This is a genomic window from Pseudomonas sp. GB2N2, assembly GCF_054897705.1.
In genome coordinates, this window is record NZ_CM142701.1 from 1,886,310 (window position 1) to 1,906,667 (window position 20,358).

The window sequence follows — 20,358 nt, forward strand, 5'->3', positions numbered from 1 at the left end:
CGCTCCTGCAGGGAATTTTGCAATCAATCGAAACCCTCTAACTGTACATCCATACAGATAAAGATTGCCCCGTCGCTCTTCACCAGCCATTCTGTGCACCTCCCGGCAGTTGATGGACGATGGTGGACATGCGGCTGTACCTCTGCGAAAAACCTTCCCAGGCCAAAGACATTGCGGCCGTGCTCGGCGCCCGGCGTCGCGGTGACGGCTGCTGGCTGGGAACGGACGTCACGGTCACCTGGTGCATCGGCCATCTGCTGGAAACCGCGCCACCGGATGCCTATGACGTACGCTACAAACGCTGGGTGTTGACCGATCTGCCGATCATTCCGGACAAATGGAAAATGACCGTCAAGCCGCGCACAGCCAGTCAATACAAGGCGGTCAAGCGACTGCTTGGCGAGGCCAGTGAACTGATCATCGCCACCGACGCCGACCGGGAAGGCGAAATGATCGCCCGGGAACTGGTGGAACATTGCCGTTATCGCGGACCGATCCAGCGGTTGTGGCTGTCGGCGCTGGACGATGCATCGATCCGCAAGGCCCTGGCCGCGCTGAAGCCCGGGGCGGAGACGTTCAGCCTCTATCACTCGGCACTGGGCCGTTCACGTGCCGACTGGCTGATCGGGATGAACATGAGCCGCTTGTTCACGTTGCTGGGCCGCCAGTCCGGTTATCAGGGCGTATTGCCGGTCGGCCGTGTGCAAACGCCGACCCTGCGGCTGGTGGTGGACCGCGACCGCAGCATCGCCGACTTTGTCCCGGTGGCCTACTGGGCCATCGACGTGCAACTGCTGCACGACGGCACCGCGTTCACCGCACAGTGGCGTGCGGCCTCCGACGTCTGTGACGATCAGGACCGCTGCCTCAATCAGGCACTGGCACAACATGCGGCTGCGGCGATCGGCAATGCGGCCACTGCGAAGGTGATCAAGCTACGCACCGAACGTATGCGTGAAGTGGCGCCACTGCCGTTCGATCTCGGCACCTTGCAGGAAGTCTGCTCGAAGAAACTCGGCCTCGGAGCCCAGGAAACCCTCGACATCGCCCAGGCGCTGTACGAAACCCACAAGCTCATTACCTATCCGCGCAGCGATTGCGGCTATCTGCCCGTCAGCCAGCACAGTGAAGCGCCGGATATTCTCGCGGCGTTGAGACAGGCCGATCCTGCGCTCAACGTCTTGCAGGATTATCTGGAACCGCAACGACGTTCACGGGCGTGGAACGATGGGAAAGTCAGCGCTCACCACGGCATCATCCCGACGGCTGCGGCAAAGAACCTCGATCGTCTGGCGGGCAAGCAGCGGGCGGTCTACACCCTGATTCGTGCGCGCTACCTGGCGCAGTTTCTGCCCAATCATGAATACGACCGGACCCAGGCCGACTTTGACTGCGGCGGCGAAGCCTTGCGCGCCGTCGGCAAGCAGATCGTCGAGCCGGGCTGGAAACGCGCCCTGCCTGAGGCGCTCGCACCGGCCAAGGGTCGTGAAGCCCCGGCGCCGCAAACACTGCCGACACTGGCTGAGGGCCTTGAATGCGCGGTGGCCGACGTGAAGCTCAAGGACCTCTGGACCCAACCGCCGAAACCGTTCACCGAAGGCGACCTGATCAAGGCGATGAAGAACGTCGCCAAATTGGTGGAAGATCCGCTGCTCAAACAGAAGTTGAAGGACACCACCGGGATCGGCACCGAAGCCACTCGCGCCTCGATCATCCAGGGTCTGCTCGACCGCGGTTACCTGATCAAGAACGGCAAGGCCCTGGCCGCGACGCCGGCGGCTTTCAGCCTGATCGACGCGGTGCCGCGGGCGATCGCCGATCCGGGGACCACGGCGATTTGGGAGCAGGCGCTGGACATGGTGCAAAGCGGTGAAATGAGCCTGGAAGAATTCGTCACCAAGCAAGCCGCGTGGATGAGCAAGCAGGTGGCTCGCTGCGCCGGCCTCAGCCTGACCATTAGCGGCCCGGCCAGCCCTGCCGGACGCGGTGCCACACCGTGGAAAAACAAACGCAAACCCGCTAAACGCAAGCCCGCTACCGGCGCCAAACGTGTTGCGAAACCGACGAGATCAGCTTGACGGCACTTCGAAAGGACAGCGATGGTCTAGTGTTCTTCAAGCCCGGCAACGGCTCTTTATTCTGAACAGGCATCGACCATGATCATCGTCCACCACCTGAACAACTCCCGCTCCCAGCGTATTCTCTGGCTGCTGGAAGAACTGGCTATCCCCTACGAGCTGAAGTTGTACCAGCGCGACCCGAAAACCAACCTGGCGCCACCGGAACTGAAAGCGGTCAATGCCCTGGGTAAATCGCCAATCATTGAGGACGGCGCGCAGAAGTTGATCGAGTCAGGCGCGATCATCGACTACCTGATTCGCCGCCACGGCGAGGGTCGCTTGCAACCCGATCCGTCCACCGGCGCCTACGATGACTACGTGCAGTGGCTGCATTTCGCCGAAGGCTCGGCCATGCTGCCGCTGATGTTGAACCTGTACGTCGGGCGTCTTGGCGAGGCCGGCGCGCCGTTGCATCCGCGGATCAACTCGGAAGTAGCCAATTACCTCGGCTACCTGGACTCGGCGCTGAGCCAGTCCGATTATCTGTTGGGCAGCGAATTCACTGCGGCCGACATCCAGATGAGTTTCATCGGCGAAATCGCCCGCGCACAGGGCAAACTCGGCGACTACCCTCATGTAGCGGCCTGGATTCAGCGCTTCCAGGCGCGCCCGGCCTATCAAGCCGCGCTCAGGAAAGGCGGCAAATACGACTTCGCGCCTCACTGATCGATCCCGCTTTGAACAGGAGCCACCCCGCATGCCTGCGATAGCACTGCACGCCGCTCAGCGCGACGAACTGGAAACGCTGGAAAACCTGATGCAGTTCTATATGTACGACTTCAGCGAATGGTTGCCGCTGAAACTCGGCGGGCATGGCTTCTTCGATGTCCAGCCGCAACAGGGCTATTGGCGCAACCCCGCGACCCGCCCGTACCTGATCACTGTTGACGGGGAGCTGGCCGGCTTCGCAACCGTGGATGGCAACACCCATCTGCCGGGCGCCGAGTACAACCTCGGCTACCTGTTTGTCAGTCGACGCTTTCGGGGCCAAGGTGTCGCGCGCTTTGTCGTTTCCACCCTATTGAACCAGCTGCTCGGTCAATGGCAGATTTTCCATATCGACGCCAACCGGCCTGCGCAGCGGTTCTGGGCCCGTGTAATCGCTGATCTCACCGATGGCGCGTTCTACCAGCATCAGCAGTCGGTGGGCGGTTATCCAAGTACTTTTTACCGCTTCCAAAGCGTGCAGCCATCGTCCTGAATGGCTCGCTTCTCTGCCGCTGGCTAATTCCAATCAGCTTTGTCCGACAATATGTAGTGCCTAAAAATATTCACTACAAAACCGTTGACGCCTCCGATTTGCCCTTGCATGATGCAGACACCTCCCCGATCGGGAGTACGGCAACATGTTTGAGCAAGCTCGTCTGACCGCCGAGCTGTTTTCCCGGATACACGCTGCCCACAAGGCAGATTGAAGAAGCTGACCTGGCCCAAACGTCCAGTACAAGGACGAGAAACGCTGGCGATCAATCCTCATGAAGCTTGTGGCCGACCTTGAAAAGTCGGTAGTGGCCTGAAGGTTATCGCTGCTTCTCTTCGTTGTGACGCTATTGCGTAGCAGTTATTCAACACGACTACATGCAACAGACGCAGGACCCCGCCACTTCCGGCGGCCGACCGCTGACGTCCTGGTTTCGGTGCCAGGGATCAACTAACCGATGGGCTACCTGTATTAGCGAACCAACTTTGAAAGATCACCAAATGGTCAAGGGGCATATTATGAATCTGAACAATCAACCAACCATCGATGAACTGGCTCGTATGTTCGCTGCGCAAAAAGACAGCCACGACAGCCACATCCTGTGGATCAGCAAATCGGGCCAGGTTCATATGGATTGCCTGGCACCGCACGCCCATGAAGCCGAGTTCGACCAGAACCACCATAACTTGCTGGCCCGCCTGAAGATGTACCGTCGCGGCCAGGGTTATGTCGGCAAGAAAGCCGCGGCCGACAAGGACTTCATCGGGAATGTTCTGCAAACACTGAAACAGGCTTGGGCCTCGATGCAGAACCAGAATGAAGTTCGGGTGATTGACCGGTTCTACTAATTATTTATCCTGTCTAGTCCGAAATAGGTTTACACCTGCTTCACCCCAGCGCCCGATGCACCGCATCGGGCGTTTTGTATTTCAAAGCCAGGTGCGGCCGTTCCTGGTTGTAGATCAAGATCGCCTCCCGCACCAGTTGCTCCGCTTGCGCCAAGTCGGCCAGCCCACGTATGCCTTCATGACCAAATATACAAGCGAGCCCGCTCGCGATGGTCGTGAACGATAAGGCGTGAAACCTGATGCCCCGATGCGACCTCGAATTTTTCGCGAGCAAGCTCGCTCCTGCAGTAGTTATCTCCAATTTGCCAAACAAAGCTATTGTTAGCGTACGCGCTGCTGGCCTATGGAGATTTGCGATGAAAACCAACCTGACATTCCTGCTGTTGCTGGTCATGACCAACGCTGCTCAGGCGAACAGCGTCGACGGCCTTCCGTCATTCGCGGTGGAGTGCCCCGGCAAAGTCCAGGTCCAGGCCGATCAGGACGGGCCGGTGCTGATCAATAGCAAGGAAGCCGAGACCAAAATTATCAGCGAACGCCGCTTCGAAGCCAAAGGCTCCGGCATCACCCTGTCGATTGTCCTCGCCGAGGATGACACCGTGGCCGTGACCGCCAGCGGCAAGGGTTCCAATGGCATGTGCCAGTCAGTGGACGACTGAGTTTCCTTCAGCCACTCACTGGTGTGCGTAACGTCACGAACTCTTCCGCCGACGTCGGATGCACTCCGATGGTGTCATCGAACAGGCGCTTTGTAGCCCCAGACTTAAGGGCAATAGCCAAACCTTGGATGATGTCTCCCGCATCGGGCCCGACCATATGCGCACCCAGTACCCGGTCAGATTCGGCGTCGACCACAAGCTTCATCAGCGTCTGTTCCGAAGATTCGGTGAGGGTCAACTTCATGGGACGGAACCTGCTTTCGAACACCACCACTTTGTGGCCATGCTCCACTGCCTGCTCCTCGGTCAATCCCACCGTTCCAATGTTCGGCTGGCTGAACACGGCGGTGGGAATGTGGCGATAGTCTACAGGTCGATACTGTTCGGGGTTGAACAGGCGACGGGCAACAGCCATACCCTCTGCGGTTGCAACCGGCGTCAGCTGGACCCCACCGATCACATCACCCAAGGCCAGAATCGAAGGCTCACTGGTTTCGAAATGCTCATTGACGGCGATAAAGCCGGCCTCGTTGAGTTCAACTCGAGTGTTTTCAAGACCCAGGTTATCGAGCATTGGCCGGCGCCCTGTGGCGTAAAAGATGCTGTCGGTTGCCAGTTGACGACCATCCTTCAGGGTCGCCAGGAGGCTTCCATCTAACTGCTTGTCGATTTGCACAATGTCAGAATTGAAGTCCAATTGCAGGCCGCGCTTGGTCAACTCTTGCGCCAGATGAGTGCGCACCGATTGATCAAAACCGCGCAAGAACAGGTCGCCGCGATACAGCAGGCGCGTGTCTGCACCCAGCCCATTGAAGATCCCGGCGAATTCGACGGCGATGTAACCACCGCCCACCACCAGAACACGCTTGGGAAGTTGCTCCAGAAAAAATGCCTCATTCGAGGTGATCGCATGCTCGCTCCCCGGAAAGTCCGGAATCTGCGGCCATCCGCCCGTCGCAATCAAAATGCGCTCAGCGCTGAAACTCTGGCCGTTGATTTCTACGTGATGAGCATCAGTCAGCCGTGCGTGCCCCTCGAGCAAGGTGACGCCACTGTTGATCAGCAGTTTGCGATAGATGCCGTTGAGCCGTTCGATCTCGCGATTTTTGTTGGCAATCAATTTAGTCCAGTCGAACTGTGCTTTGCCGGCGGTCCAGCCAAAGCCCTCGGCCTGTTCGAAGTCGTCGGCGAAATGGGCGCCGTAGACCAGTAGTTTCTTCGGCACGCAACCGACGTTGACGCACGTTCCACCGAGGTAACGGCTTTCCGCAACCGCCACTTTCGCTCCAAATCCCGCAGCGAATCGTGCTGCACGGACACCACCGGAACCTGCACCGATAACAAATAGATCGAAGTCGTAGTTCATTTCAATTCTCTGTAAGGATTGCACAGCACTTGGCTGCCCAACATCATTTAAGGGAGACATACCTGAGATTCAATGCCTGCATCAGCGAGGCCCAAAGTTTCAAGAACAAAGCCTTGTTTGATCGCAGCGGGCACGCGCCCCTCATCTCCAAACCGCCGGACTCGGTTGCCAAAGCACCCATTAATTGGGGCAGCAGAAATCCACTTTCGTACTCGCTATGAGGTACGAAAGAACTGTCCGGCCAAGAGCTATCAGCGCAGGAGTGAGTGATGTCGGACATTGGAGAATCTCCCGGTCATGGAGAAAGCTGCGATGACCGAACTGGTCAATCGCTTCTGGGATCAGTCTCGCCATCAAACGGGTTCTAGAGAACGGGCAGAGATGTCATGGCTTAATTGTGCTGCGTGAAACAATCCGGAAAACAGACATTGAGCAAACGACAAACCGGCCTCGCTTCAAACTGAACACGGCAGCCATTTCATGAAGTGAAACAGTCGATTGTTTTTTTTGGTCGTTCTCACGGTTTGAGTAAACGCAGACCATGACCCCGCAGTTGATCAATTCAATCCTCTCTACACACAGGAACATTCAATGAACAAGTTATTCGCCGGTCTGGTCATCGCGGCAGCAATGGTCAGTGCCTCCGCAGCAATGTCTGCTCCGGTCAAACCGACCGTGGTGTTGGTGCATGGCGCCTTCGCCGACTCCAGCAGCTGGAACGGAGTGGTCAAGATTCTGGAAAAGGATGGTTACCCCGTCATTGCGGCCTCCAATCCGCTGCGGTCCCTGAAAGGCGACGCACAGTCTGTGGCTGATGTGTTGGCCAGTATCAAGACCCCTGTCGTCCTGGTCGGACACTCTTATGGTGGGCCGGTCATCAGCGAAGCTGCCTTCGGAAATGCCAATGTCAAAGCGCTGGTTTACGTCGCAGCGATCGCACCCGAGGCAGGTGAATCCACTGCAGAGTTATCGGGTCGTTTCCCGGGCGGGACGCTGGGTCCAACCCTCGCTCCACCCGTGGAACTGGCCGATGGCGGCAAGGATCTCTACATCCAGCAGGACAAGTTTCACGCCCAGTTCGCCGCCGATGTGTCGAACGCCGACGCCAAGTTGATGGCTGCGACCCAACGTCCCGTCACCGTAGCGGCGCTCAATGAAGCCTCTAGCGAACCGGCGTGGAAAACCATTCCTTCGTGGTTCGTTTACGGCGACAAGGACAAAAATATCCCGGCACAAGCCCAGGTGTTCATGGCTGAACGGGCGCATGCCAAGAAGACCGTAGCGGTCAAAGGCGCTTCCCATGTCGTGATGGTGTCCAATCCGAAGGTCGTTGCCAGCCTGATTGAACAGGCCGCCACTGCCAGATGACGACTGGCTGCGACCTTCTATGGTCGCGGCATTCGTTGCAACAGCATCCGGCCTGACGGCCGGCCGTTGGCGCAAAGCTGGCCCATAGACTGTCACCCAGTATCCTGAAATTGCTGTTCGCCTTGATGCTGGTGGCAGTGGGGGTCGATTTTCTGACATAAAGGGGCCTCGTCACCCGCCAGTATGATGCGTGATCCGGGCGTGTGCGTTGCCAAGGTTCACCGCTGCTCTTGCTCAGCGGCCTGGGTGGTTTGATTGAAGCCCACCGACATCCTGGATTTTTTTCGCATGAGCAAGAGCGCCAAACTGCGCAAGCAAGACGGCTCGCGCAATTCAATACAGGCGCTGCGATTTGGAGTGGTGAGCGGCTCTCGGTCAGCCCGCAAACCTATTACCACCAACTCACCGCCTGGTGCGGCTGCACAACGCACACATCCGGCGCCGCACCATTCGCCATGCCGAACTGCACGTCCTGCTGGGCGAGGGGCATTTTTTCGTGGTGACCCGCGCGAGGCTAACCGCCGAAGCCATACAAGGGCCATAGATAATCCCGACCCTTGCATAGGTATAGGGGGTATGCCTATCATGCCGCCCACATAGGTAAGGGGGGTATCCCATGGGTCATATCGCAGCAAACAAAAACGATCTTCTCAAACGCGTAAAACGCATCGCCGGACAGATTCAAGCCGTTGAACGGGCATTGGAGTCGGATCTTGACTGCGCCAAGACACTGCACCTTGTCGCCGCCACTCGCGGAGCCATCAGCGGCTTGATGGAGGAAATCATTGAGGAACACGCGCGGGAGCATGTCGCGAACCCTGCTCTGAGCGAAGAAGAGCGTAACAAGGGCGTCGAAGAGCTTCTTGAAGCCATTCGTCGTTACTCCAAGTGACGCATCCAGGGACACTCATGATTAGCACCCACATCAACCACACACATGACCACGTATTCCTCGGCTCAGCGCACGACGAAAATGCCAAGCGTACGCTTTGGGTTGTGGCACTGACCGTTGTCATGATGATTGGCGAGATCACTGCCGGCTATATCACTGGCTCGATGGCGTTATTGGCCGATGGATTTCATATGGCAACCCATGCCGGCGCATTGGGCATCGCGGCGGCCGCTTACGGATACGCGAAACGCCACGCTTCCAGTCAGCGATACAGTTTCGGGACTGGAAAGGTCGGAGACTTGGGCGGATTCGCTTCGGCGCTGATTCTCGGTATGGTTTCCCTGGGAATTGGCGTTGAGTCTGTCATGCGCCTTTTGCAGCCAACGGATGTTCAGTTCGGCACCGCTACGCTCATCGCGATTGCCGGTTTGATCGTGAACATTGTCAGTGCCCTGCTGCTGGGCCACGGGCACAGTCATGGGCACGAACATGATGATCATGGCCATACGCATGCCCATCACGGGGACGACAACAACATGAAATCGGCCTACGTCCACGTCCTCGCCGACGCGCTGACTTCGGTTCTGGCCATCGCTGCACTGCTCGCCGGCCGGTATCTGGGCTGGGTGTGGCTGGACCCGGCCATGGGCATCGTCGGCGCCATCGTTATCGCGCGTTGGGCATGGACCTTGATGGGAGCCACCGCAGGTGTATTGCTGGATCAAACAGATGCGCACGTTGCCGAGGAAATCCGCGAACTGGTTGAGAAACCGGGGGATGTCACCATCACGGACCTGCACGTCTGGCGCGTTGGACCGCAAGCCCACGCGGCAATCGTCAGCGTCGTTGGTCAGGCGAGTGTCAACGCCGACAGCATTCGTGAACGACTCAAGCCGGTTCACGAAGTCAGCCATCTGACGGTCGAGTTTCGACCGGCCTGATTCAGCGCTTCCCCACCCTTATCTCCAAAGGAACCCGCAATGCCTCCAGGGAAACGTGAAGTGGCCCGAATCGAACGCCGGTTGATTACCGCGCTCACCGAAGCGTGCGAAAAAGCAAAAGGTGAAATCAAAGGCTTTGCCTGGCTCACCCACACCGCTGACCTGAACGCGCTGGCTGAAACCCTGAAGATAACCTGGGTTTTCGACTCCCTCGCTGACAGAAGGCTCGCCATGGTTGACGCTAAGGCGCGCATCTTTGAGCTGACGGCCATCGCGTTGAATGAGGCCGACATCGACCTGATACCTTCAGACCATAATGTCCGCTACGACTCTGAGGAGGAGTGCCTGCGAACTCACCAAGGCGACTGGAAAATCCGCTTGGCTCAATCACGTGTGGCGAAGGTGACTGACCATGGCTAAAGAAATCGAGAATCCCTGCACCTCCGTTTGCCAGCTCAGTGGTGATCTGTGTATGAGTTGCGGGAGAAGCAAGGAAGACATCAGAAAGTGGAAACGCATGAAGCGGCCTGAAAAAATGGCCGCTGTGCAAAGGGCGAATGTGCGCTTGAAAGGGCTGCAGAAAACACAGCGATAGAACCGTCAGTGTTGTCGTTTGCGACAGGATGAATCTGCAGTCGATAGCTGCCTGTCACGAAGGGCAGTTATCGACTCAAAGCGGATTTCGCTTTCGCCTATATAAGGGTCTAGCCTTTGCTATTGGAGGGATCTTCAGATCGAGGATAGGTCCGCTCTTCCTGGATCGTACCGTCCTCTTTGTGGATTTTGAGGGAGGCGGTTTTGCCTTCGAAGAACGCCCGGGATTTCTCGACCAGCTCCGCCTTCGTTTCGGCCATTTTCAGTGCCTTGGCGTCGCCCTCCTTCGTTAGCTTCCAACCCTTATCGCCTATCGTGATGTGATAGTTATCCATGAAACTCTCCAAATTTTGAGACCGTGGGGTTCACCCTTTTCAGGAGTGGACTGCGTCTATCAATCAAAGCCGATTCATGGAGCTCACAGAGGCTCACCGCATCCGTCGACGCCAATACCGATTTCTTCAAAGGATAGTGTTGAGAACGCGCAGTATCCTGCGGAGTTCCAAGATTTATCGGCGATGAGAATGAGCAATGCCCTCCCCCAAATTCTTACGTCCGGCAGTCCCTCCGGGGGCCAATCACGGTCGGTTTTGGCCTGGACCTGGCGTCGCTGGTTGCCGTGCACCTGGACCGAGGAAAATGCCACCACCCTGACGCAAATACTTTCCCCACCCGTGACGGCTCTGCATTGGCGGATACGGATCAGACCCGATTGATCTCCCACTACAGCTACACATTCCTATACTTCCCGGCCTGCCATAGGCTTCAAACGGCACGGAAACGTTGGCTGAGCGATTCTTGAAAATGCTCCAATAGAAAATCGACAAACACCCGTGTTTTCGCCGGCAACGATTTTTTCGACGAGTAGTAAACCGAGACAACGCCTAAATCCACATACCAGTCTGGCAACAATCGAATCAGCTCACCGCGCTGCAACCAGGGCCACGCTCGCTCCATGGGTAACAGCGCGACACCCAGTCCCATCACAGCACAACTGCACAACGCTTCCGGGTCGTTCATGATCGCCGTGGGTTTCAGGTTGACGTCGAAACGGCCCTCCCCTGAATCACGCAGCGTCCAGTTCAACAAACGCCCGGTGCTGGTCGAACGCATTACGATGCCATCCAGCCCCTGCAACTCGCTGGGCGCAGTGGGTCGCGGCTTGCCTTCCAGCCATGACGGCGCCGCGACAGCGACAAGATGAAGTTTGGCCAGCTCTCGGGCGACGACGCCAGGTGACAACTCAATACCGCCACCGATAGCGATGTCAAAACCCTCGCCAATCAAATCGACACGACGGATTTCCAAGTGCCAATCCGGCACCACAGCGGGGTAACGCTGGTTGAAGGTCTTGAGCAGTGGCAAAACGTAATCGTAGGCAAAAGACGGCGCCATATTGACCCGCAATCGCCCTGCGGGAACTTCCCGGGCATCACCTATTTGGGCGATGGCGCCCTGAATCGTCTCAAGGCCGTCCGCGACCTGTTGGTAGAACAACTCCCCGGCTTCAGTCAGGGTGAGTTTTCGGGTGCTGCGCTGGAACAATCGAGTGCCCAGGTTGGCTTCAAGCCGCGCCACGTTTTTACTGACGGCAGCCGATGAAACCCCCATGCGCCGTGCGGCTTCGGAAAAGCTGCTGGCTTCGGCGGCACGGACGAAGGATTCAAGATTACCGAGGGTTTCCACGCCTATCTCCAACTTTTGGTTGCAGCTGATTCTACCGATCGAAGACTAATTTATCCTTGAAGCTTTGGTCATGATGGCTGCCTCCCCGATTATCAACATTGGAAAGCAAAGCATCATGGCAAAAATTCTCGTGACGGGCGCGACAGGCAGATTGGGCAATGCTGTGTTGCGTTCACTGGTACAAAAAATCCCGGCGTCAGATGTTGTGGCAATGGCGCGTGATATTGAAAAGGCTGAGCCGTTGGCGGCATTAGGCATAAAAGTACGCCAAGGGGATTACACCGATTACGATTCGCTGGTGGCGGCATTCGAAGGCGTAGAAAAAATCTACCTGGTGTCAGCGGTCGCGTTCAGTGATCGTTTTGCCCAGCATAAAAATGTGATTGTTGCTGCCAGCCGGGCGGGTGTTCGCCATGTGGTTTACACCAGTATTCAACGCATCAACGGTGAGCTGGCACCTATTGAAGGCGTGACGGAGAGCGATATAGCGACCGAGCGATTGCTTGAGAAGTCGGGCCTCACGTACACGATTATTCAACATCCGCTCTACGCTGACGACTTGCCCTTCCTCATCGGTGCCGATGCGGCAAAAGACGGTTTCAGCGCCCCGACAGGCCAGGGTCGAGCCAGCTTCGCCACTTATGCCGAGCTGGCAGAGGCCGGTGCCGCACTGTTAACCCAAACAGGCTATGAAAACCGCACTTGCCTGCTGAATGCAGGACAGACGTGGTCGTTCCAGGACATCGCTGACGAGTTGGCCCGACTGACGGGGAAGCCGGTTGACTACCAACCCATTTCCGCTCAAGCATTCATCGCCGCTCGGGAGGCTGACGGCTGGCCAGCCGCTGTCGCGAAATTCATCAGCGGCTGGGGTAATGCCATCGATAAAGGCGCTTTCGACCAAAGCAGTCCTGCGCTTGAAAAACTGTTGGGGCGCCAGCCGAAAGATCTGCCGGAGATCCTGCGGACGGCTTTCTCGCTGTAAGACTCCCCGCGTTCACAGCGCCAGCACTAAAGGTTCGGATGTTTGAGCCGGCACCGAACAGCAGATGAGTACCTGACCTTCAGGTAACGGTTCAGGTGGCACATTCAAATAATGCACTTGACCGCTGATCAACCTTGTCTTGCAGGTGCCACATGAACCGCCTCTGCAACTGTACTCGGGTGACAAGCCCGCACGCTCTGCCAGGTCTAACAAAGTACCCACGCTCGGCTCCCAGCTTGCGCCCTTATTGGCCGTTGCGAATGTGACGGCTACCGGCACGGTTGCCGCTGGAATTTGCTCAACTCCAGGGACAGTGGTTTCAAGATCGCGAACGAGTGTCGAGGGCCCGAAAGTCTCAGCATGAATACGGTCGTCATGGACACGCAATGCCCGCAAACTGTCATAGATGTTTTGGGTGAAACTGCTCGGACCGCACAGATAAAAGTCGTAGTCGTTGAATGGCAACAACCTCTTCAACAGCTGTACATCAATGCGCCCTGCCAGCTCAAAGCCCTCTCCCTCGCGGGCATGTATTTCCGGTTGACTCAGTAACCGAAGCACCCGTACGCCCTCTCCACCGCGCTGAGCCAACTCAAGAAGCTCGTCGCGAAATGCCAGGTCAGCCAAGGTACGCGCACTTTGCACAAACCATGTCTCACGCGTGCTTCGAGTGCGCTTGCCTTCATAAACGACTTCCCGAAACATCGACAACAGTGGCGTAACGCCTACGCCAGCCGCCAATAAGACTAATGGACGCGCCTCATCCGCGCGTACGGTGAATTGACCTTGCGGCGCACGCGCCTCAATCAAATCTCCGGCGTTGATGTTGTCATGCAAGTGCGAAGAGACGGTCCCATCTCGTTTGACACTGATACGAAAAAAACCGTCGGATGGCGCGCTCGACAGTGTGTACGTTCGAATGGAATGAGCGGTCTGCCCGGCCAAAAGAAAGCGCACGGGTAAATGTTGTCCAGCTTCAAAGCGGGGAAATCCGGCGCCGTCGGCAGGTTCCAGATAGAAAGAGCGTATATTTTGGCTCTCTTCTACAACACTGATCACTTTGAACCGGCGCCAAGTGTCCCGTAACGATTCAGCTTCCAGGCGCGCGGCCGTCTGTTCCCAGCTACCGGTCATCTCACAGTTGGGTGAAGTCTCCAGGAATTTCCAGCGTGATGTTAACGCTGCCGGGCGTCGAACAACCTTCTCCACATGCATACGCCATAAGTGCTCAGCCCCTTGAAATGCTTTCACCTCAGGATGCTCCAGCAGTAACTCTGCCCTACCACTGATTTGCAGGACGTCTCCGGTCTGAAAATCGACGAAAAGCAGCCCGGCGAGTGGATTGAGAAGAAAATTACCCAAGGTGTTGAAATGCAGGTTCCCGGCGAATTCTGGCACCGTCAGGCAGTTGCCCTCTACCCGTATAAAACCTCTTTTCCCTCCACGATGGGTGACATCCACGCTTCGTTTTCCCGTATCGCCTTCAATTTCGGCATAGCTGGCAACGAAACACGTGTCGCACCCCTGAATCATGTTTCTTGCGGCTGTATCGAGCTCCGCCATGTGTTCAACTTCAGGGAATACCATCGACTCCGTTGCAGAAGTCGACTCAATCTGGCGCAGCTGTATGTAACGCGGGCATATCCCTATGGCCTGCTCGACCGACAGGGTGAATCCTTCTTCTGAAACACCCAGTACCGAACCGTTGACTCGGTTGCGTCGACGCGTCATCAAATCGATACCCAGCACACTGACCCTTGAACCCTCAATCAAGCCTGCGAAGGCGGGATCACCCGTGTCACGCACGACATCCAGTTGCAATTGCTTCGTATCGAGTGCATGTGCAAATCCAGGGGGGCCTTCGAGGATGGTTGCCCAAGGGCGCCCCTGCTGATCGGCGGAGCCCATAAACACATAGGGAAGCAGGCGAAAGAAATCGCGGTGTTGATCGGTCATGTAACCGCGTATGACCTTGCGCCCGAATACGGCCATCCGATCAGCGACACCGGCCAGGTTCTGGAAATAGATCTCCCCTCTATGAAAGGGGGATGAGGTAGGGTCTTGATGCTCGCCCATGATGGTTCACCAGGAAGAACGTTGAATTTATTATTGGCGTGATTCGTCAAAAGCCTCATCGGGCGCTGCCGCACCCATTGCGCAATGGAGCTGAGCGTACCGGGCCGCTCCTTGAGGAGCGCGCGCATTGGAACAACAACTGCTTTTAGTACCAACAGGCTAATCACGGTGGGCCATGCTCTCGCGTAACGACCAACGAGAGAACAACCAAAAAATACAATCCTCCGTTTCATCCAACAGAATAAACCCATCAGAAATGTGTAGGCGCAGGTTTGGCCTGCCGACAAAGCAGGCAGGCCACCAGGCACCCAGCGTGTACTGCTTATTTCTGCAGGTTAACCAGAGGTTCGCCTTTCTTGACGATGTAGGTTGCCAACTCTGATCCAGTGGTGGTGCCGATGTTCGTCGCGATATGTGAGGTGCCTTCCGGTATGTACAAGGAGTCACCGGCATTGAGGGTCACCGTTGGTTGCCCTTCCAGCTGATATTGGAAGGTGCCGCTGATGACGTAAGCCACTTCCACACCGGGGTGAGAATGCTTGGGTGCAGCCACGCCAGGTTCGAAGTCGACGCGGACCTGGATAACTTCACGGTCGGAGACACCGAGATCGCGTTTCACGAGATCCGTGCGATGCAGCCCTGTCTGCCAGCTTTTCGCCGCTGGCGTTTCTTGAGCCTGTGCCATCCCTGTGAATGTAGACAGGAAAGCGGTGGCGGCCAGGGCAGCACCGAGCATGCCGATAGTGTTGCGGGTACTAAAACGAGCCATTGAAATTCTCCGGTCAGTGCACGGCAGAGGCCGTGTGTGGGGTGAGCCATTTCAAGACAATGGTGTATCTCGCACGTGTCCGGTGAGCCGGGGTTTTGTATGCGACCTTGGCTGGCGAGACCTGAGATACGTTCTGATACAAGCCCGCTGGACAGGCTCGCCCCGATTTCGCGGTGATGAGCCTGCAACGGTAATCCGAAGCGATGGCCGTCCCCTCCCCTCCGATGATTGCTTCAGCCACATCAATCCAGACCGGATTTCCTGAACACTCGAATCTGCATCTATAGGCAGGACTTATGCGAAGGATTGCATATCGGTCTTGGACGCTATCGAGCAAACGGCAGAAGATTGCTTCACACCAAGCAACACCAACCTGGCAACACCCACCCAGTCAATCTGATAGGAGAAACACCATGCAACAGTCCCACGCTTACAACGACAGCAGCCTGGAGTTGACCGCCAAAATCCTCGACGCCAAGGCTCGCAAAAACCTGTCTTTCGCAGACGTTACCGAAGGCACCGGCCTGGGCTTGGCTTACGTCACCGCCGCCCTGCTTGGCCAGCATCCACTGCCAGAAAAAGCGGCCAAAGTCATCGCCGAGAAACTGGACCTGGACGCCGACACGGTAGCCCGCCTGCAAATCATCCCGCTGCGCGGCAGCCTGGCCGGTGTTCCAACCGATCCGACCATCTACCGCTTCCACGAAATGATCCAGATCTACGGCACCACCCTCAAAGCCCTGGTTCACGAACAGTTCGGCGACGGCATCATCAGCGCGATCAACTTCAAGCTGGACATGAAAAAAGTTGAAGACCCGGAAGGCGGCCACCGTGCAGTGATTACCCTTGACGGCAAGTTCCTGCCACTGCGCCCTTTCTAAGGATGCAACTGGCTCTGTAATACGGCCCGCAGCCACTGCGGGCCTGCTTCAAAAAATTTCTCAACCCATTCGACTCGATCACCAAATATGCATGGAGGATTTCTCATGAAAAAAATTCTGTTTCTCGCCGTGTCCCTAATGGCTTCGTTGTCCGCCTACGCACAGGAATCGGTGGTCGCGCCAGACGCCGTTCCCTATGCGTACGGCATGCACCCGGATATCGCCAAGGTCATCAACATCACCCCGGCAGCCGATGTGTGCGCTCCAACGCCGGTGCAAATGACCTACCGCGATTCGCACGGTGGAACCCATGTTCTGGAATACAGCGTGATAGGCAGCGGCTGCACCAACTGATCGTCACCCGACCTCTTTATTTATTAATCAATCAATCAATCATTAAAAGGCACACACCATGAAAGCGCTCATCGAAGGTTTTTTGAAGTTCCAGAAGGAAGCGTTCCCACAAAGGACTGACCTGTTCAAGCACCTGGCCACCACGCAGCACCCCGGCACGCTGTTCATTACCTGTTCCGACAGCCGCGTCGTGCCGGAACTGCTGACCCAACAAGAGCCCGGCGAACTGTTCGTGATCCGCAACGCGGGCAACATCGTGCCGTCCTACAGCCCGCATTCCGGCGGTGTGTCGGCCACTGTCGAATACGCTGTCGCTGTGCTGGGCGTCACCGATATCGTGATTTGTGGCCATTCGGATTGCGGCGCCATGACTGCTGTCGCCAAGTGCACATGCATGGATCACCTGCCTGCCGTTGCCGGCTGGTTGCAACATGCCGAGTCCGCGAAAGTCATCAACGAATCGCGTCCTCACGCCAATGAAACCGCCAAAGTAAGTTCGATGGTTCGGGAAAACGTGATCGCCCAACTGGCCAACCTTCAAACCCACCCGAGCGTGCGCCTGGCACAGGAAAAAGGCCTGGTGAATCTTCATGGCTGGGTCTACGAAATTGGCACCGGTTCGATCGATGCGCTGGATGCCGACAACAAAACGTTCAAGTCGCTGGTCAAGCATCCGACCACCGTCGCCGTGCAAGCCCGTCCTGCAAAAGCCGTCGCCTGAAGCGTTGATTCGAGGAGTACCCGAACGGCTAGAAGGAGCGGCCCATGGCACCCGACTCACAAATCCAGCACCAGGGGGGCATCGCCCTCCTTGGTGTGTGCCGGCACTGCGCAGCAAATCAGCACTTCCCCTTCCGCCGGCATTTCAGCTGGCATATTCAGATAATGGACTTGCCCGCTGATCAGTCGGGTGCGGCATGTACCGCAAGATCCGCCCCGACAACTGAAGTCCGGGTTCAGTCCTCGACTTTCCGCCAGCTCCAACAAACTGCCATTGCCCGGCTCCCAACGCGCCTCTTTGGCCGACGCTGTAAACAGCACTTTGACCGGGCTACTGGACGCCGGCACCTGTTCAACCGCTGGAGTCAGTTGGTCTCGTTGCCGAACCAGCGTCGAAGGGCCAAAGGTCTCCGCGTGAATACGATCATCGCCGATGCGCAACTGACGAAGGCCGTCGTACAGGGCCTGAGTAAATGCACCGGGGCCACACAGGTAAAAGTCATAATCGTCCAGGGGCAGCAACGCCTTGAGCAATTCAATATCGACGCGCCCCGCCAATTCGAAATCCTCCCCTTCGCGAGCATGGGTCTCCGGCTGACTGAGCAGACGCAACGCGCGGATTTTATCCTTGGCACGGCTCGCCAACTCATACAACTCGTCACGGAAACCCATTTCGGCCAGGCTCCGCGCGCTCTGAATAAACCAGGTGGGTCGGGTTCGACGAATCCGCTCTCCTTGATAAATCACCTCGCGCAGCATTGAGAGCATCGGTGTCACGCCCACCCCGGCGGCTATGAGGACGAGCGGTCGATACTCCTCGGCTTGCACGGTGAATCGGCCCTGGGGAGCCCGTGCCTCAATCAAGTCTCCGACCTGGATGCGCTGGTGCAAGTGCGACGAAACGCGTCCATCGCGCTTGACGCTGATGCGAAAAAAACTGTCGGAGGGTGCGCTCGACACGCTGTAGGTTCTCACCACCGGTGTCTCGCCGTCGGCTACGCAAATTCGCACCGGCAAATGCTGGCCTGCCTCGAATCGAGGCAATCCAGCACCGTCGTCAGGCTCAAGGTAAAACGAGCGAATCGTGCTGCTTTCATCAACAATGCGCGTCACCCGCAGCTGCCGCCATTGATCGCGCAGGGCATCGGCCTGTAGACGCCCCGCGGCTTGTTCCCAGCTGCCCGTCATCAGGCTGTTGGGAGAAAACCCTTCGAAGCGCCAGTGCACGGCCAACACTGCCGCACGCCGAACGACGTGCTCCACCGTCAACGTCCAGAGCCGTTCGGCGCCCTGGAACGCAGCGATTTGCGGGTCATCAAGAATGATCTCGGTACGCCCGGCAACCTGCAGCAGATCGCCCGTTTCAAAATCGATGAATAGCAAACCGGCTTGTGGGTTGAGCAACAAGTTACCCAAAGTATTGAAGTGCAAATTCCCCGCGAAGTCGGGAATGGTCAGCACATTACCTTCGATCCGGACAAAACCTGGATTGCCACCCCGGTGCGAAACATCCACCGAGCGTCTGCGAGCATCGCCCTCCAGGTCCAGGTAACTGGCGACAAAAAAAGTATCGGCGTTAGTGATGGTTGTCCTGGCGGCTTCATCGAGTTCATTGAGACGTTCGGCCACTGCGTTCGACGAGAAGTGTCCGAGGTTGACCGGGTCAACCTGACGCAGCTGGATGTATTGCGGGCAGTTGCCAAAACTGTGCACCACAGAAACGGAACAACCGCCAGAAGAGGCGGTGCTGATAGTGCCGTTCATGCGATTGCGCCTTCGAGTCTTCAGGTCAATGCCCAGCAAACCTACGGCGGCGCCCTTTCGCAAGGCGGGTTTCACCGGGTCACCGTCGGCGGGCAGGCGGTCAAGTTGCAAGATTTTCGGATCGGGGGAATGAGCAAAGCCTGGAGGCCCCTCGATCAAGGTTGCCCATGGAATGCCTTGGTCATCGACGGCCCCCAGCACCAGATAAGGCAACTGACTGTAAAACAATCGGTGCTGGTCCGGCATGAAATCGCGTATGACTCTGCGTCCGTTTGCCTCCATGACCTCTGCGACGCCAACGCTTTTCTGTAATTCCAATTCACCCGCATGCCAGGGCGATGCCCCAGGCTCGTCCATCTGATTCATGCTCACCTCTACACGTCACGCATGGGTAAACAGGTGCCTTCACTCACCGGCCGGTGAGTGAAGGGTTGAACTACGGAAGATCGTAGAGTTTTTTCCTGTCTTCATCGGTCTGGCCTGACGGACGAATCTGCTCCCCTTTGGCGTAGGCCCGAATCACCGCCGGGCGCTCGCCGATTTTCGCCAGCCAGGCGGCCACCCAGGGGTAATTGTCGAGTGTCATGCCTTGCTTTTCGTATTGAAGCACCCAAGGGTAAATCGCCATGTCCGCAATCGAATACTCGCCTGCGATGTACGGGCGCTCGCTCAACTGCTGTTCCATCACCCGGTAAAGACGTTCAGTCTCTTTACTGAATCGAGCCACGGCGAGGGGTACATGCTCGGAGGCATAGTTCAGGAAGAACACTGTCTGACCCAATATCGGACCCAGGCTGGCCGCCTGCCAGAACAACCACTGGAGGACGTCCGCGGCTGCTTTCGTATCGCTGGGGAAAAATTGTCCACGGCGCTGCGCCAGATACAACAGGATAGCGCCAGATTCGAAAACCGAGACATCGACCTCGCTATCAACAAGCGCGGGGATGCGTTGATTGGGCGAAATTGAAGTGTATTCAGCTGAGAATTGCTCACCCTTGCTGATATTCACAGGATGCGCCGTGTACGGTCGTCCTGACTCTTCGAGAAAAATGGCGACCTTCTGCCCATTGGGCGTTGGCCAGTAGTAAAAATCCACCGCAGGGGAATCGCTGCTCATTGTTTCAATCTCTGGAC

22 protein-coding genes and 2 pseudogenes are annotated in these 20,358 nt (G+C 57.0%); 15 read left to right on the forward strand and 9 right to left on the reverse strand.

The window, feature by feature from the left end; all coding sequences use genetic code 11:
• Nucleotides 1–128 precede the first annotated feature (128 nt).
• The 4 genes from ACYZT4_RS08485 to ACYZT4_RS08500 all read left to right on the forward strand — a co-directional run bounded on the left by ACYZT4_RS08485 (nucleotide 129) and on the right by ACYZT4_RS08500 (nucleotide 4,169).
• Nucleotides 129–2,078, forward strand: coding sequence for a DNA topoisomerase III (locus tag ACYZT4_RS08485; RefSeq protein ID WP_461986897.1), 1,950 nt, complete (start codon nucleotides 129–131; stop codon nucleotides 2,076–2,078).
• Nucleotides 2,079–2,156: 78 nt separating this feature from the next.
• The gene (locus tag ACYZT4_RS08490; protein WP_461986899.1) at nucleotides 2,157–2,786 is read left to right on the forward strand and encodes a glutathione S-transferase family protein; all 630 of its coding nucleotides are present in this window, start codon (nucleotides 2,157–2,159) and stop codon (nucleotides 2,784–2,786) included.
• A gap of 31 nt (nucleotides 2,787–2,817) precedes the next feature.
• The gene (locus ACYZT4_RS08495) at nucleotides 2,818–3,321 is read left to right on the forward strand and encodes a GNAT family N-acetyltransferase (protein WP_461986901.1); all 504 of its coding nucleotides are present in this window, start codon (nucleotides 2,818–2,820) and stop codon (nucleotides 3,319–3,321) included.
• A gap of 518 nt (nucleotides 3,322–3,839) precedes the next feature.
• Nucleotides 3,840–4,169 carry a hypothetical protein gene (locus ACYZT4_RS08500; protein WP_461986903.1) on the forward strand — a complete coding sequence of 110 codons (330 nt, stop codon included), beginning with the start codon at nucleotides 3,840–3,842 and terminating at the stop codon, nucleotides 4,167–4,169.
• 40 nt (nucleotides 4,170–4,209) lie between these two features.
• Here ACYZT4_RS08500 and ACYZT4_RS08505 read toward each other — a convergent pair.
• Nucleotides 4,210–4,326: pseudogene (locus tag ACYZT4_RS08505) on the reverse strand (integrase core domain-containing protein); the annotation flags it as partial.
• Between the two features lie 199 nt (nucleotides 4,327–4,525).
• On the opposite strand from ACYZT4_RS08505, the gene ACYZT4_RS08510 reads away from it, so the two are divergent.
• Entirely contained in the window at nucleotides 4,526–4,828 is a 303-nt protein-coding gene (locus ACYZT4_RS08510) for a hypothetical protein (protein ID WP_461986905.1), read from the forward strand.
• A gap of 7 nt (nucleotides 4,829–4,835) precedes the next feature.
• Here the strand turns inward: ACYZT4_RS08510 and gorA are convergent, their stop codons facing one another.
• Together gorA and ACYZT4_RS08520 are read right to left on the reverse strand one after the other, a co-directional pair.
• On the reverse strand, nucleotides 4,836–6,194 hold the full coding sequence (gene gorA, locus ACYZT4_RS08515) for a glutathione-disulfide reductase (protein ID WP_461986907.1): 1,359 nt from the start codon (nucleotides 6,192–6,194) through the stop codon (nucleotides 4,836–4,838).
• A 43-nt stretch (nucleotides 6,195–6,237) separates the two neighbouring features.
• Entirely contained in the window at nucleotides 6,238–6,474 is a 237-nt protein-coding gene (locus ACYZT4_RS08520; RefSeq protein WP_461986909.1) for a hypothetical protein, read from the reverse strand.
• A gap of 311 nt (nucleotides 6,475–6,785) precedes the next feature.
• Between ACYZT4_RS08520 and ACYZT4_RS08525 the strand changes: the two genes are divergently transcribed.
• The 6 genes and pseudogenes from ACYZT4_RS08525 to ACYZT4_RS08550 all read left to right on the forward strand — a co-directional run bounded on the left by ACYZT4_RS08525 (nucleotide 6,786) and on the right by ACYZT4_RS08550 (nucleotide 9,990).
• A complete protein-coding gene (locus ACYZT4_RS08525) occupies nucleotides 6,786–7,562 on the forward strand; it encodes an alpha/beta fold hydrolase (protein WP_461986911.1) in 777 nt (258 codons plus the stop codon).
• A gap of 68 nt (nucleotides 7,563–7,630) precedes the next feature.
• Nucleotides 7,631–7,723: pseudogene (locus ACYZT4_RS08530) on the forward strand (sulfite exporter TauE/SafE family protein); the annotation flags it as partial.
• Nucleotides 7,724–8,178: 455 nt separating this feature from the next.
• Nucleotides 8,179–8,454, forward strand: coding sequence for a metal/formaldehyde-sensitive transcriptional repressor (locus tag ACYZT4_RS08535; RefSeq protein WP_461986913.1), 276 nt, complete (start codon nucleotides 8,179–8,181; stop codon nucleotides 8,452–8,454).
• 17 nt (nucleotides 8,455–8,471) lie between these two features.
• Nucleotides 8,472–9,395: a CDF family Co(II)/Ni(II) efflux transporter DmeF gene (dmeF, locus tag ACYZT4_RS08540; RefSeq protein ID WP_461986915.1), complete on the forward strand. Its 924-nt coding sequence runs from the start codon at nucleotides 8,472–8,474 to the stop codon at nucleotides 9,393–9,395.
• Nucleotides 9,396–9,434: 39 nt separating this feature from the next.
• Nucleotides 9,435–9,815, forward strand: a complete 381-nt coding sequence (locus ACYZT4_RS08545; RefSeq protein WP_461986917.1) for a hypothetical protein — start codon at nucleotides 9,435–9,437, stop codon at nucleotides 9,813–9,815.
• Nucleotides 9,808–9,990, forward strand: coding sequence for a DUF1289 domain-containing protein (locus ACYZT4_RS08550; protein ID WP_461986919.1), 183 nt, complete (start codon nucleotides 9,808–9,810; stop codon nucleotides 9,988–9,990). Before ACYZT4_RS08545 ends, ACYZT4_RS08550 begins: the two co-directional genes overlap by 8 nt.
• 109 nt (nucleotides 9,991–10,099) lie before the next feature.
• Here ACYZT4_RS08550 and ACYZT4_RS08555 read toward each other — a convergent pair whose 3' ends face one another.
• Together ACYZT4_RS08555 and ACYZT4_RS08560 are read right to left on the reverse strand one after the other, a co-directional pair.
• Nucleotides 10,100–10,324 carry a DUF2188 domain-containing protein gene (locus ACYZT4_RS08555; protein WP_461986921.1) on the reverse strand — a complete coding sequence of 75 codons (225 nt, stop codon included), beginning with the start codon at nucleotides 10,322–10,324 and terminating at the stop codon, nucleotides 10,100–10,102.
• 430 nt (nucleotides 10,325–10,754) lie between these two features.
• Entirely contained in the window at nucleotides 10,755–11,675 is a 921-nt protein-coding gene (locus ACYZT4_RS08560; RefSeq protein WP_461986923.1) for a LysR family transcriptional regulator, read from the reverse strand.
• A 70-nt stretch (nucleotides 11,676–11,745) separates the two neighbouring features.
• Between ACYZT4_RS08560 and ACYZT4_RS08565 the strand changes: the two genes are divergently transcribed.
• Nucleotides 11,746–12,660: an NmrA family NAD(P)-binding protein gene (locus ACYZT4_RS08565; RefSeq protein WP_461986925.1), complete on the forward strand. Its 915-nt coding sequence runs from the start codon at nucleotides 11,746–11,748 to the stop codon at nucleotides 12,658–12,660.
• A gap of 12 nt (nucleotides 12,661–12,672) precedes the next feature.
• On the opposite strand, the gene ACYZT4_RS08570 is transcribed toward ACYZT4_RS08565, so the two are convergent.
• A complete protein-coding gene (locus tag ACYZT4_RS08570; protein WP_461986927.1) occupies nucleotides 12,673–14,736 on the reverse strand; it encodes a pyridoxamine 5'-phosphate oxidase family protein in 2,064 nt (687 codons plus the stop codon).
• A 322-nt stretch (nucleotides 14,737–15,058) separates the two neighbouring features.
• Nucleotides 15,059–15,505: a cupin domain-containing protein gene (locus ACYZT4_RS08575; RefSeq protein ID WP_461986929.1), complete on the reverse strand. Its 447-nt coding sequence runs from the start codon at nucleotides 15,503–15,505 to the stop codon at nucleotides 15,059–15,061.
• 413 nt (nucleotides 15,506–15,918) lie between these two features.
• Between ACYZT4_RS08575 and cynS the strand changes: the two genes are divergently transcribed.
• From cynS to ACYZT4_RS08590, 3 genes are all read left to right on the forward strand, one after another.
• On the forward strand, nucleotides 15,919–16,386 hold the full coding sequence (cynS, locus tag ACYZT4_RS08580) for a cyanase (RefSeq protein ID WP_461986931.1): 468 nt from the start codon (nucleotides 15,919–15,921) through the stop codon (nucleotides 16,384–16,386).
• Nucleotides 16,387–16,491: 105 nt separating this feature from the next.
• Complete coding sequence (locus ACYZT4_RS08585) at nucleotides 16,492–16,740, forward strand: DUF2790 domain-containing protein (protein WP_461986933.1); 249 nt, start codon at nucleotides 16,492–16,494, stop codon at nucleotides 16,738–16,740.
• A 58-nt stretch (nucleotides 16,741–16,798) separates the two neighbouring features.
• The gene (locus ACYZT4_RS08590; RefSeq protein ID WP_461986935.1) at nucleotides 16,799–17,461 is read left to right on the forward strand and encodes a carbonic anhydrase; all 663 of its coding nucleotides are present in this window, start codon (nucleotides 16,799–16,801) and stop codon (nucleotides 17,459–17,461) included.
• Nucleotides 17,462–17,517: 56 nt separating this feature from the next.
• On the opposite strand, the gene ACYZT4_RS08595 is transcribed toward ACYZT4_RS08590, so the two are convergent.
• A complete protein-coding gene (locus ACYZT4_RS08595) occupies nucleotides 17,518–19,590 on the reverse strand; it encodes a 2Fe-2S iron-sulfur cluster-binding protein (protein ID WP_461986937.1) in 2,073 nt (690 codons plus the stop codon).
• A 70-nt stretch (nucleotides 19,591–19,660) separates the two neighbouring features.
• Nucleotides 19,661–20,341 carry a glutathione S-transferase family protein gene (locus ACYZT4_RS08600; protein WP_461986939.1) on the reverse strand — a complete coding sequence of 227 codons (681 nt, stop codon included), beginning with the start codon at nucleotides 20,339–20,341 and terminating at the stop codon, nucleotides 19,661–19,663.
• Nucleotides 20,342–20,358: the final 17 nt, after the last annotated feature.